Annotated in this window: 7 protein-coding genes and 2 pseudogenes; 6 read left to right on the forward strand and 3 right to left on the reverse strand. The window is 66.9% G+C overall.

What is annotated here, in order from left to right; all coding sequences use genetic code 11:
- Positions 1-75 precede the first annotated feature (75 nt).
- The 5 genes and pseudogenes from pheS (at position 76) to AB0K60_RS32115 (ending at position 5,236) form a co-directional block, all read left to right on the forward strand.
- Positions 76-1,176: a phenylalanine--tRNA ligase subunit alpha gene (pheS, locus tag AB0K60_RS32095; RefSeq protein WP_364063714.1), complete on the forward strand. Its 1,101-nt coding sequence runs from the start codon at positions 76-78 to the stop codon at positions 1,174-1,176.
- A pseudogene (locus AB0K60_RS32100) lies at positions 1,176-2,501 on the forward strand (phenylalanine--tRNA ligase subunit beta); the annotation flags it as partial. The gene pheS and the pseudogene AB0K60_RS32100, both read left to right, overlap by 1 nt.
- A 177-nt stretch (positions 2,502-2,678) precedes the next feature.
- Positions 2,679-3,824, forward strand: a pseudogene (locus tag AB0K60_RS32105) (phenylalanine--tRNA ligase subunit beta); the annotation flags it as partial.
- Between the two features lie 295 nt (positions 3,825-4,119).
- The gene (locus tag AB0K60_RS32110) at positions 4,120-4,773 is read left to right on the forward strand and encodes a DUF433 domain-containing protein (RefSeq protein ID WP_364063717.1); all 654 of its coding nucleotides are present in this window, start codon (positions 4,120-4,122) and stop codon (positions 4,771-4,773) included.
- Positions 4,754-5,236 (forward strand): hypothetical protein, encoded by a 483-nt coding sequence (locus AB0K60_RS32115; RefSeq protein ID WP_364063720.1) that lies wholly within the window; start codon positions 4,754-4,756, stop codon positions 5,234-5,236. Before AB0K60_RS32110 ends, AB0K60_RS32115 begins: the two co-directional genes overlap by 20 nt.
- A 51-nt stretch (positions 5,237-5,287) precedes the next feature.
- On the opposite strand, the gene AB0K60_RS32120 is transcribed toward AB0K60_RS32115, so the two are convergent.
- From AB0K60_RS32120 to AB0K60_RS32130, 3 genes are all read right to left on the reverse strand, one after another.
- Entirely contained in the window at positions 5,288-5,509 is a 222-nt protein-coding gene (locus AB0K60_RS32120) for a hypothetical protein (protein WP_364063723.1), read from the reverse strand.
- Between the two features lie 81 nt (positions 5,510-5,590).
- Positions 5,591-7,255, reverse strand: a complete 1,665-nt coding sequence (locus tag AB0K60_RS32125; RefSeq protein ID WP_364063726.1) for an ISL3 family transposase — start codon at positions 7,253-7,255, stop codon at positions 5,591-5,593.
- A gap of 242 nt (positions 7,256-7,497) precedes the next feature.
- The gene (locus AB0K60_RS32130; protein ID WP_364063729.1) at positions 7,498-7,653 is read right to left on the reverse strand and encodes a hypothetical protein; all 156 of its coding nucleotides are present in this window, start codon (positions 7,651-7,653) and stop codon (positions 7,498-7,500) included.
- Between the two features lie 702 nt (positions 7,654-8,355).
- Here AB0K60_RS32130 and AB0K60_RS32135 point away from each other — a divergent pair.
- Positions 8,356-13,371: a LamG-like jellyroll fold domain-containing protein gene (locus AB0K60_RS32135; RefSeq protein ID WP_364063732.1), complete on the forward strand. Its 5,016-nt coding sequence runs from the start codon at positions 8,356-8,358 to the stop codon at positions 13,369-13,371.
- The last annotated feature ends 38 nt before the right edge of the window (positions 13,372-13,409 follow it).

Raw genomic sequence — 13,409 nt, forward strand, 5'->3', positions numbered from 1 at the left:
CGATTTGGGCCGGTGGGCCGCTCGGACACTAGACTCTTGCCGCTTAGGCCCTGATATCGGAGCTCTCGAATCCTCATGTCGAACACCTATGACCCCGTCGAGGTGACGCCGCTGCATGCTGACGAGGTCGCGCGCATGCAGGCCGACGCCCTCGCCGCGATCGCCGCGGCCAGAGACCTCGACGATCTGAAGCAGATACGGCTGGCCCACGCCGGCGACCGCTCGCCGATCGCCCTGGCCAACCGCGAGATCGGCGCGCTGCCCCCGCAGGCCCGCGCCGAGGCGGGCAAGCGCGTCGGCGCTGCCCGCAAGGCCATCTCCGAGGCGCTGGCCGCCCGCCAGGCCGAGCTGGAGGCCGAACGCGACGCGCGGGTCCTCGTCGAGGAGACCGTCGACGTCACGCTGCCGTGGGACCGCCGCCCGCGCGGCGCCCGGCACCCGCTCACCACCCTGCAGGAGCGCATCGCCGACACGTTCATCGGCATGGGCTACGAGGTGGCCGAGGGGCCCGAGCTGGAGGGCGAGTGGTTCAACTTCGACGCCCTCAACATCGCCGCCGACCATCCCGCGCGCTCCGAGCACGACACGTTCTTCGTCGGCTCGCCCGACTCGGGCATGGTGCTGCGTACCCAGACCTCGCCGGTGCAGGTCCGCGCGCTGCTCGGCCGCAAGCTGCCCGTGTACGTGATCGCGCCCGGCAAGACGTTCCGCACCGACGAGCTGGACGCCACCCACACGCCGGTGTTCCACCAGGTCGAGGGCCTCGCCGTGGACGAGGGCCTCACCATGGCCCACCTGAAGGGCACGCTCGACCGGTTCGCCGAGGTGATGTTCGGCGAGGGCATCGGGACCCGGTTCCGGCCCAACTACTTCCCGTTCACCGAGCCGTCGGCCGAGATGGACCTGCGCTGCTTCGTCTGCCGCGGGGACTCGGCGCGGCCCGGCGGGGCGCCGTGCCGTACGTGCAAGTCCGAGGGCTGGATCGAGTGGGGCGGCTGCGGCATGGTCAACCCGCGCGTGCTCGTCGCCTGCGGCGTCGACCCGGCGCGGTACTCCGGGTTCGCGTTCGGCATGGGCATCGAGCGGACCCTGATGTTCCGGCACAACGCCGGTGACATGCGCGACATGGTCGAGGGAGACGTGCGCTTCACGCTCCCGTTCGGAGTGGAGGTCTGATGAAGGTCCCGCTTTCCTGGCTGCGGGAGTACGTCGACCTGCCCGCCGCCACCGCTCACGAGATCGCCGACCGGCTGACCGCCGCCGGTCTCAAGCTGGAGGGCATCGAGTCCGTCGGCCACGAGATCAAGAACGTGGTCGTCGGCGAGGTGCTCGCCGTCGAGGAGCTCACCGGCTTCAAGAAGCCCGTCCGGTACTGCCAGGTCGAGGTCGGCGAGGCCGCGCCGCGCGGCATCGTCTGCGGCGCGACCAACTTCGTCGCGGGCGACCGGGTGCCGGTGGCGCTGCCCGGCGCGGTGCTGCCCGGTGCCAAACCCGGTGAGCACTTCGAGATCGGCTCGCGCAAGACGTACGGGCGGCTGTCGGACGGCATGATCTGCTCGGCGCGGGAGCTGGGCGTCGGCGACGACCACAGCGGCATCCTCGTGCTGCCCGCCGACACCCCGATCGGCGCCGACGTCGTCGAGCTGCTCGGCCTGCGCGACGACGTGCTGGAACTGGAGATCACGCCCGACCGCGGGTACGCGCTGTCGATCCGCGGCGTCGCCCGCGAGGCCGCCATCGCCTACGGCGTGCCGTTCCGCGACCCGGCCGACATCGAGCTGCCCGCCGACTCCGGCGCGTCGTACCCGGCCGCGATCGCCGACCCGACCGCCTGCGACCGCTTCGTGCTGCGCAGCGTCACCGGCTTCGACCCCGAGGCGCCCTCGCCGATGTGGATGCGGGTACGGCTCGCCCGCGCCGGCATGCGCCCGGTGTCGCTCGCGGTCGACGTCACCAACTACGTCATGCTGGAGCTCGGCCAGCCGCTGCACGCCTTCGACGCCGACCGCCTGCAGGGCACGATCACGGTCCGGCGGGCCGCCGAGGGCGAGACGCTGGAGACGCTCGACCACGTCACCCGCAAGCTCCACCCCGAGGACATCCTCATCACCGACGAGTCCGGGCCGATCTCGATCGCGGGCACGATGGGCGGCGTGCACACCGAGATCTCCGAGACCTCGACGAACGTGGTGATCGAGGCGGCGCACTTCTCGGCGACCGGCATCGCGCGAGGGTCGCGGCGGCACAACCTGGTCAGCGAGGCGTCGCGCCGGTTCGAGCGCGGCGTCGACCGCGAGCTGCCGCTGTACGCCTCCTGGCGGGCCGTGCAGCTCCTGGTCGCCTACGGGCGCGGCACCGCCCAGCCCGGCGTGACGCACGTGTCGTACGACGCCGAGCCCACGACGATCACCATTCCGGTGGACTACCCGGGCCGCGTCGCGGGCCTGCCGTACGACCGCGAGACCGTCATCCGCAGCCTGGAGAAGGTCGGCTGCACGGTCGCGGCGGGCGCCCAGGCCGAGGACGACGCCTCCGTGTCCGCCGTGACGGGGCCGGCCCCGGCCGCCGGGGGAGAGGCGGACGCCACGGCGCCGGTCGCCGCGGGCGCGACCCTCGGGACCGCGACCGTCTCCGGCGGCGCGCTCGCCGACAAGCTCTCGGTCATCGGCGACTCCACCGACCTGATCACGGTCACCCCGCCGTCGTGGCGCCCCGACCTCACCGACCCCAACGACCTGGCCGAGGAGGTCATCCGCCTGGTCGGCTACGACGCCCTGCCGTCGGTGCTGCCCGCCGCCCCCGCCGGCTCCGGCCTCACCGAGGCCCAGCGCCTGCGCCGCCGCGCGGGCCGGGCGCTCGCCGCGGCCGGATACGTGGAGGTGCTGGCCTACCCGTTCATGTCGCCGAAGGACCTGGACAACCTCCAGCTCCCGCCCGACGACCCGCGCCGCGTCGCCGTACGCCTCGCCAACCCGCTCAGCGAGGACGAGCCGCTGATGCGGACCACGCTGCTGCCCGGCCTGTTCAAGACGCTGGTCCGCAACGTGGGCCGCGGCTTCCCCGACCTGGCGCTGTTCGAGACCGGCCTGGTCTACCGGCCGCGCCCCGACGCGCCCGGCACCGCCCCGGTGCTCGCCGTCGACCGCCGCCCGACCCGCGAGGAGCTCGACCGCATCGAGTCGGCCCTGCCGTCCCAGCCGCGCCGGATCGCCGTCGTCCTCGCCGGCGAGTTCGACCGCTCCGGCTGGTGGGGCAAGGGCCGCCAGGCCTCCTGGGCGGACGCCGTCGAGGCGGCCCGCACGGTCGTCCGCGAGGCCGGCCTCGACGTGCGCGTCACGGCCGACCAGCACGACCCGTGGCACCCGGGCCGCTGCGCCGCCCTGCACGTCGGCGACCGCCTGATCGGCCACGCGGGCGAACTGCACCCGCGCGTCGTCGAGGCGTACGGCCTCCCGCCGCGCACCAGCGCCGTGGAACTGGAGCTGACCGCGCTGGAGGACCTCCTGCCCGGCCCCGCCCAGACCCCGCCGATCTCCACCTACCCGGTCGCGACCCAGGACGTCGCCCTCATCGTCCCCGCCGCCACCCCGGTGGCCGACGTCGAGGCGACGCTCCGCGAGGGCGCGGGCGAACTGCTGGAATCCATCCGCCTGTTCGACGTCTACACCGGAGCCCAGGTGGGCGAGGGCAACAAGTCCCTCGCCTACACCCTGCGCTTCCGCGCCCCCGACCGCACCCTCACCGTCGAGGAGACCACGGCCGCCCGCGACGCCGCCGTCGCCCTGGCCACCACCCGCCTCGGAGCCACCCTCCGCGGCGCCTGACCCACCCCGCGGGGCGGCCGCCCCTCACCGGCCGACCGCCCCGCAAACGCCCGCACCCACCGCCGGCCTGTCACCGCACGGGACGATACGGCGGCTCATGCTGCAGCAGCTTCTCCACTTGCTCCCGCCGCTCGGTGGCGACAGGCGCGCTCAATAGGCCGTACGGCAGATGGCGCAGCTTGACGGCAAACATGCTGTCCTGGCATTGGCCGAGCGTTGAACCGGCGGATCGCCGGAATGTTTGCGATGATGTGGCGGCAAGACACCTGATCAACGGGCGAGGGGAGGGGAGCTGGTGTCCTACAGCCCGAAGCTCGCGGCGGCCCTGTCGGGCGCCACGCTGCGCCAGCTCGCCCACTGGCGTAAGGCGGATACGGTTCGTGGAGCGGTGCTCGTGCCGGAGGTCTCCGCGACGCGGCCGGTCCTCTACTCATTCCGAGATGTGGTGGCACTGCGGACATGCGTGCGGCTCCGCAACGACGCCTCGCTGCAAAGAATCCGCCGAGCGCTGGACACCCTGCGAGACGATCTGCGGGAGCGGGAGCACCTGTCGGCCTATCGACTCGTTGCCGACGGGTCGACGATCTACCTGGTGGAGCCGGGACAAGCGACCGACCTGGTGCGCCGTAAAGCAAACGTGGTAATCCACGACATGGTAGACGTATTGCGCTCATTCTATCGGGACGGTCGGCACATCCCCGACCTGCTTCATCCACGTGAGCGCGTCACCGTGGATCCGGCAGTGCGCGGCGGGACACCGGTGATCAAAGGCACTCGGGTGCCCTATGACGAGGTCGCGGCTTTGGTGCGCGATGGCGTCCCGGCCGATCGGATCTCACAGTTCTACCCGAGCGTGTCGGCGGACGCGGCGCGGGACGCGGTGGACTTCGCCGACTATGTCGACAGCTACGAACCTCCCAGGGAGCCGCGTGAGGCTGCTGCTGGATGAGAACGTTCCTCGTCCCCTCCACCAGATCCTCACCTGCTTCATCGTCGGCCATGAGATCGTTCACCTTCTTGATCTCGACGGCTGGTCGGGGACGCAGGATGAAGCCCTGTACCCGAGGGCGGCGGCCGAAGGTTTTCACGTCGTGCTGACCAACGATGGTCGCCAGATGCAGCGACCGCGGGAGGTGGCCGCCATAGCCGCTTCGGGGCTGCATCGGATCGAATACCCGCATAAGCATACGGGCCTGGTCGGCATAAGTATCGCCATCGCAACCGTCACCGCCGGCCTGCCTCATGCACTGACACTGCTGCAGGAAGCCGACGGCCAGAGGCTGATCACACTGCGAGGCATTGATCCCACTTCGGCAAGCCGGTTGCGTGTCGTCGATCCGGCCGCCGCTCCCCCCAAGTTCTGGCCGTCGGCGTCGCGGCGATCCGCAACACCTGGAGACACGCGGGAATAGATGGCCACGAGTTCCGGCGGGGGACGCTCTTGGTGCGCGGCGCACCCGTGATCAGATCACGCAGCGGCAGTTCGTCGGCGGGGGTCGGCGGAGTTCGGCGGCGAAGTTCACGGTCGCAGGAGGGAAGGGCGGGGCGAAAAGGCTGTCGGTGAAGAGCGGCGAGGTGGCGTGCGGCGCGGCGTCCCTGCCTGCAAACAGGTCGACGATGGCGTTGACGAAAGCCCCGGCGCGTTGCCTGACGGAGGATCCGGTCAGGTCGAATGCACTGTTCAACTCCGCCACGAGATTGTCGGCCTTTGTCAACGGCCAAGTGCGTGGGCTCTGGCGCAGATCATGTGACGTCCTCACCTAGGGTCATCGCCGCCGGAGGTCACAGAGGATGAGCTTCCGGAGAAGGTCGAGGTTGGCCCGCCCATATCGGCTTCGTTTGAGCGCCTTCACCCTCGTCACATTGCCCTCGACGGCACCCGAGGAGTAGGGCAGGGTCAAGCCGTTGATGACGGCGTCCAGATCGCGTTCGATCCCGCGGGCGAAGGAGCGCAGCGGCGGAATGTCCGCGGCGTGTACGGTGGCCGGCCACGTCTTCAGGGCGGAGGCTCCGGTGCGCTTTATCATCATCTCGGCGAACGTGGTCACGTGCTGTGCCAGGCCGGGCAGGCCGGGGCTGCGCTCCAGCAGAGCCTTGAACCGGACTTTGTCGTCACCGGAGAGATCGTCGGGGTGGCTGGTGATCCAACGGGTGACCTGGCCGACGGTGAGCGGGGCGGGCGGCGGCTGGAAGCCGGCGACAGCAGAACGTAGAGGTTTCAGGTAACGGCGGACGGTGCGCCGGCTCCCGCGATGGCCATGCTCGCGAAGCTCGCTGAACAGTTGGGCGGCGTTGGTGACGCCGTCGTGGTGGACGCGCTGCTGAAGGTAAGGGATGAACGCTGCGAAGGCCCGGCTGTAGCGGCGGGGGCCGTTGATGACTTCCTCGGCGCTGCCGGCGTCACGGTACTTGCGGACCGTTTTGCGATCCAAGCTCAGATGCCGGGAGATTGCCGTGATCGTCAGGCCCTTGCTGACCAAGTCGTGAATGATGGCGTGTCGCTGTCGGGTCCGCGTCGCGGTGACCGAATCACAGTCGGCCTGGTGCGGCGTCGAGGCGGTCTGCGTCGCGGGCGCCGTGACCGCGACCGGCGGAGCAACGTCAACCGGCATGTCGACCGGCATGTCGACGCCCTCGGGCTCGAGCAGGTCAGCGCGGTGCGCGCGGACGGCCTTCTCGGTCGCGTGACACAGATTGCTCCACAGGTGCCACCGATCGGCGACCTGGGTGGCCTGCGGTGCTCCCGTGGTGGCGGCCTCCGCGTACGCCCCCGCGCGGTCGCGGCGGATGACCTGGATTTCCGGGTGGCCGCTAAGCCAGGTCGTGACGGCGTCGGCGGTGCGGTCGTCGAGAATGTCGATGGGTCGGCTGGTTGCCATATTGATCAGAATGGTGGCGTAGGAGTGCCCGCGCCGTTTGGCCCGGTCGTCGATGCCCAGCACGGTGACCGGGCCGATGGCCGGATCCGGCAGCGCGCGGATCAGCCGGATCAGGGTGTCGCGCGATACGGCGATGCCGAGCAGGCCGGCCAGGTGTGAAGCGGCTCGGGCGGCCACAGCGATCGCGAGTGACTCCGGCATGTGGCGCAGGGGCGAGGTGCTGCGGGCGTACCGCACGGCCAGGCCATTGACGGCCTGGCCGAAGGTTCGTGTCGCGCACATCGTGTTCTCGCACTTCCATCGTCGTACGGTCAGCGTGATCAGTACTGTTCGCCCGCCCGCGGGCAGGTCCTGCAATCGTCGCCGGTAGAAGCCGTGCCTGCGAGACGGCAACATCCCGCAGTTGGGGCAGCCGGCCGGACCGTCGGAGGTCCGGGCTTCGACGAGTACGTGGCCACCCCGGTCGGTCACATGGTCGATGACCAGGCAGGACAGGTGGGGGAGGAGAAGTTTCAGGCAGGCGACACCCGCAGGTTGCCCGGTGAGTTGCACAATGACTCCGCGGCCGTTTGATGACGATCATGTTCTTGGTCGAACGAGATCATCACCGAGCGGCCGCTCTCACGCTCGGTGGGTTACACGATTGCTACCGAACCTCCAAGCGACCCTTCATGTCACAGTCCGTGGCGTGATCACACACTTTGCGCCAGAGTCACACGCACTTGGCCGTTGACGCATCGGCCACCTGCCGTCCCGGCGCGCGGCCACCATGCACGCCGCCGACAACTCCGCTGTCAACCGCCCCCGGCCTCCGGCAGCTCCCGCCCGGCCCGGTCCAGATCGGCGACCAGCCGGTTCATGGCCGCGACGTCCATCCCGGTAAAGGCTCCCGGCCGCCCCGACACCACCCCGAGCGTGCTCCCAGTCTCGGCGCCGACGCCTGCCCCCAAGCCGCCGAATCTGCTCCGCCATCGCCTGAACGACCATGTTGAACGCCCGGCTGCAGCCTATTACGCCGCTCCCCGAGCGCGGAGGCGAACGCCGGAGCACCCCCGCCGCCCCACGAGTTCGCCGCCATGCACAGAGACGCGGGTCAGTGCGGGGATCGGCTCTATTTGGGATATCCGTATTCCAAAATATTCGGAGTGTGTAATCCACGGTATTCGCCGTGTGGTTGGTCGGGCCGGGTCGGCCGCTTCCACCGCGAGCGCCTCAACCGCAGCCGTCAACGGCCGACCACACCCCCGGCCACCTCGTGCGACTTCACGCCGCCGCGATACGCGAGGCGGTGGCGCGAATACCGGAACCGTCAACATCGTCATCACCTGCCCGATTATCGTCGCGCCGGTACGGCAGCGGCCATTGACGTCATTAACGGCAAGTCGGCCGCGTTGTTCGCGGTGCCTGAGATGTCTGGGAAGACGAGGTGAATTCATCTAGGGCCGCAATCGGATGACGGCATGTCGGTGCCGGGATTACGTGTAGTGATCACGGAAGATCCCTTTCCTGTTACTGAAGACGATCTTTACTTCCAGTTTCGCCCCATGTGATGATCACTTGGCTTCCCTACACCAGTTCGAAAGGTTGTGATGAACACAAGCCGATCGACGTCCGGTTTATCCACCCGGACGCGCCGCTGCGCGGCCCTGATCATGGCGCTGACGCTGCCGCTCTCCCTCATGAGCGCGCCCGCGACCGCCCAGGGCCCCAAGCCATCCCCCACCCCGGCCCTCACATCGACCACCCCATCCGACCCCGCCGCAGATGTCGGAATCAAGACCGCCTTCGACCAGGCCGCCAAGTCCGGCCGGCCCGTCGAGATCCCCTCCCGGTTCACCGAACGGATGAAGGTCTGGGCCAAACCCGACGGCAAGCACCTGCAGGCCGCGCTGTACACCCGGCCCGTCCAGCTCAAGAACCCCGCCAACGGCGCATGGGAACCCGTCGACACCCGCATCGTCACCCGCGACGGCGAACTCCACGCCGCCCGGGTCAAAACCCCGCTGACCTTCGGCGAACGCGGCGCCAAACGCCTGGTCACCGCGACCGGCGAGAAAGGCGCCAGCGGCCTTGCCGTCACCCGCGCCCTTCCCGAGCCCAAGATCTCCGGCAACACCGTCACCTACCCCGACGCCATAGCGCCCGGGGCCGACCTGGTCGTGCACGCCCAATCCGACGGCTTCATCTCCCAGGTCGTCTTCCGCCACAAGCCCACCGGCCCGGTGACCGTACGACTGCCGCTCACCCTGCCCAAGGACACCAAGTTCGGCACAACCCCCGACGGACTGCCGCAACTGAAGGACGCCAACGGCAAGGCCGCCGCCGCGCCGATCGTCCTGACCGCCATGGACGCCAAGGTGGAGGCCGGCCCCGACCAGGGCAAAACCTCCCCGGTCAAAGCGCGTGTGGACACCTCCGGCACCACCTCGGAACTGGTGTTCACCCCGGATGAGAAGTTCCTGGCCGACCCGGCGGTGACCTACCCGGTGACGATCGCCGCCGCCTCCGAATGGTTCGGCGGCGGAAGCCCCGACGACGCCTGGGTCAGCAAGAACGACCCCTCCAGCAACCACGCCGCAGACGGCTGGCTGCGCGCGGGCACCACCTCCACCAGCGCCGACATCGCCCGCGTCTACCTCAAGTACGACCTGGACGTCCCGGAACTGGAAGGCGCCACCGTCGTCGACGCCGACCTGATCATCTGGAACTACAAGTCCGGCGGCCCCGGCAACGCCCTGTGCGGAGAAGTCCTGGGCTCGGGCATCCTCGCCCAGCGCATCACCTCCGACTGGGACACCTGGAGCCTGGACTGGGACAACCAGCCGACCAGAGCCGGCGGCACCGAAGGACTCAACACGGCCGGTTACAACTACGACGCCACCGACACCTGGTGCGCCAAGGACGAGGCCCTGTGGTACCGGGTCTCCACCATAGCCCGCGCCTGGATCGAACAGGACGTGCCCAACCACGGCCTGGTCCTGCGAGCCGCCAGCGAAACCGCCGCCATCAACTGGCGCCAGTACTACTCCAGCGAGTACAGCGGACAGCCCTACCCTGGCAGCCGCCACGCCCCCACCCTCATGATCGAATACGAGCCCGTGCAGACCGTGGAAGTAGGTACGTTCCAGTACGGCGAATGGGGCGCTACTCAGGCGGACCTGGATGCGCAGCGAACACGGCAGACGGAGGATGAGACCCCACCCTTCACCAACCCCACCGATGAGGAGGCCCGGCAGGCTGCTTTGAACTCGCGCACCAGCGTCTTGGTCAACGCCAATGAGCTGGAGCCGCCGCCAGGCTTGAGTGAGGAAGAACTGGAGGAGTTCGCCAGAACCGAAGGAGGGGACTATGAGGACTATCCGGAACCTGAGCCGGGGCCGGACACCGTGCCCCCTCAGGTCATGACCAACCCCGCCGACGGAGACACCGGTATTCCCACTGATACTCAGATTCGGGTGTCATTCGGTGAGTCGGTGACGGGCCAAACCTTCGCGCTGAAGGACTCGGCGGGGGCCGATATAAGCTTCAGTGCCACACCGATCGGTGATGACCCGAGTACGGAGGAAATCGAACCCGATGATCAGGCCTGGTCACTCAAGCCTGATCAACCCTTGAAGGAAGCTGAGCGCTACCGAATCGAAGTCAAGGCAGCCAGGGACACGGCTGGGAACGTGATGAGCGACTATGCTGCCACCTTCACGACGGTAGGCGGAGCCACGCCCGTGCCTGGACTGGTGGCGGCCTACGGTATGGAGGAAGGGACCGGAACGATGGTCTCGGACTCCTCCGGGCAGAACAACACCGGAATCGCCAGGGACACGAGTTGGGCCGCCGAGGGCAAGTTCGGCAAAGCATTGTCTTTCAACGGCACCACCAGCATGATCACCGTCAGTGATAGCCCATCCCTGCGCCTGGGCAGCGGCCTGACACTATCGGCCTGGGTGAAGCCGACCAGCGTTACCGACTGGCGCAGTGTCATCGCCAAGGAACTCACCTCGGGCGAGGGCGTTTCGTACGCGCTCTACGCCTCCAATGGGGTCAGCCCGTCAGGTTGGCTACAATCCAACGGCCGGACCTCACAGATCGACGGATCCGCCCCTTTGGCGACGGGTGTCTGGAGCCATGTGGCGCTCTCCTACGACGGCACCACCGCCCGACTGCACGTCAACGGATCGCAGGTGGCGGAAGTACCGCTCAACGGAGCGCTTGACGACGACGGCGGAGCAGTGACCATCGGTGGAAACAACATCTGGGGCGAGCACTTCACCGGTTTGATCGACGAGGTCCGTATCTACAACGTCGCGCAGTCCGAAGAGCAGATCCAAAGCGACATGAACACCCCTGTCGGAGCCTCCGGTTCGACCCCCACTCCAACTCCAACCCCGACCCCTACGCCGACTCCGACGGACCCGCCCGGCCCCGTGCCTGGACTGGTGGCGGCCTACGGTATGGAGGAAGGGACCGGAACGATGGTCTCGGACTCTTCCGGGCAGAACAACACCGGAATCGCCAGGGACACGAGTTGGGCCGCCGAGGGCAAGTTCGGCAAAGCATTGTCTTTCAACGGCACCACCAGCATGATCACCGTCAGTGATAGCCCATCCCTGCGCCTGGGCAGCGGCATGACACTATCGGCCTGGGTAAGACCGGCTGAACTGACGGACTGGCATACGGTGGTCATGAAGGATCTCTTTGCCGGAGACGGCGCGTCGTATGGCCTGTACGCTTCAAATGGCTCCGTACCTGCCGGCTGGCTATTGAAAATGGAAGACGGAGAGGTGGCAACTCCGGAAGCCACCGGTCCACTAAGGCCAAACGAGTGGAGCCACCTAGCGCTGACCTACGACGGCACCGTCGCCAAGTTGTACGTCAACGGTTCTTTGGCCGGTCAAGCTGCCGCCACCGGCGACATATACGACGACGGCGGTGATCTTCACATCGGAGGCAATTCCGTATGGGGCGAGTTCTTCGGGGGGTTGATCGACGAGGTCCGTATCTACAACATTGCGCAGACCGCAGAGCAAATTCAAACCGACATGGATTCTCCCATTGGAGGCGGCGGCGCATCGCCAGTACGAACCGGAGAGGCTGCAGTTACGATTTCCTCCGCCGTAAAGCTCGAGGTATCTGGATCGGCTGAGGTCGATGGGAGAACCGCTGTAACCACCCGCACACCCCGCTTCAGGGTTTGGAAGAGTGATGCGGGACGGCATTCGTCGAACCTGGAAGTACAGATCATCGAGTCCCCGTCGAAGTCGTCGAGAGGTAAAGGTCTGATCTGGTCGGGTAAGGCCACAGGCAACGAGAAGAAGCCATACGTCGATCTGAAAGTTCCGGTTGGCAAGCTCCGCGCCGAGCAGCACGTGCGCTGGCGGGCCAGGATCGGCACCGACGGCGCTTGGTCACCGTGGCAGAACCTGACCGTCTCTGACAAACGTGCCCCTTCCGCTTCCGCGCGCGCCGCGCTCCCTGCAGCAAACGCGGACTGGCGTGTGACAGAGTGCTGGGAACATGAGCAGGAGGCCAGAACCGGCGAACGGCTGTACCGCCCTGACGGCTATTACGCGAGCCGCATACACTGGTGTGCCATTCAAGAGGTCGCAAGCGGTGATGCCCAGTGGGGTACACGAAGAAGTATGGTTAACGGTATCTTCGCGGACGCCACGATCATTGGAACGGCCGTCGGCAATGGTAAGGACGCGCCTACGCAATACCGGTTCACCCGCTACAGCATATCTGTGCAAAACATACAACCGGTCGGTGGAGTGTACGCCAGGCAAGCCATGATGGCTTTCGGCGCCAAGACCCATAACAGTGCCTGCACAATAACGGGCACCTCGTATGCCGAGGCAAGTTGGCAGGAGTGGCGGGACGGAAAGACTGTCGACTTCACCGTCGTTTCGAATGAGCAGAACGGCGGGGGAATCGATAAGATCGAATACTGCTATCCAAAATTTTACACCAAGATATGGCTCGATGGTATTCCTAGTACGAAACCGAAGTACTACTGGTCGGATGCCAAGCCGCAATCCCGATGCGACTCGGCATCCTACCTCATCCGGCATTATGGCAGCGGTTGCATCTTTGACAAGGTGGCGGCTGTATATGAGACGACAGAGACCCGTCCTGGCCTTCCATGGACCCATATGGGAGACCCCGACAACGTCAACATGGCATATCGAAGCGTCGCATCCCATATTTGGACGGCCCAGCACAAGACGGAGTTGACGCTTCCGGTCAAGCGGGACAAAATAATCCCAGGCCATTGGGCGGTAAGCAGCGAACCCCTCACGCGCCTGGTCAACGGGACCTGGAAAAGGAAGAATAACGAAAAAAGTCGCAAGCGGTGTAGGCAGCTATTCGCAGACTATGATCGAAGGGATGCAGAACTAGGGAAGGGTAAACTCCACAAGGTCTATGAATGTGACGAGTTCCCGTTCCAGTCGACCATGCAAGGCACTTGGGTTAGTGTAGAGCGGGTGAACAGCCCCGACGCTTACGCTTGGTCGATTAGACCTGTATGGCATAAGCGCAACACCGAAGACGGGATTAGGCTCGGCGTCTTCTACGGAACCCAGAGGATCCTAGGAGAGGACGGCAATCGCCGGAATATCACTTATGATCAATACTGGGTAGAGGCGCATGTGCCTGGACAGAATCCGCACTAGTATCTGAGCGGCGTCAGAAGCAATGCCCCCCAGGCTTC

It is taken from the genome of Thermopolyspora sp. NPDC052614, from assembly GCF_040678635.1.
In the GTDB taxonomy this organism is placed as follows: domain Bacteria; phylum Actinomycetota; class Actinomycetes; order Streptosporangiales; family Streptosporangiaceae; genus Thermopolyspora.

What these genes read in the sequence shown, in the direction of transcription:
- pheS (WP_364063714.1), top strand. Translation starts at nt 76, where the DNA reads ATGTCGAACACCTATGACCCCGTCGAGGTGACGCCGCTGCATGCTGAC.
- AB0K60_RS32135 (WP_364063732.1), top strand. Translation starts at nt 8,356, where the DNA reads ATGGCGCTGACGCTGCCGCTCTCCCTCATGAGCGCGCCCGCGACCGCC.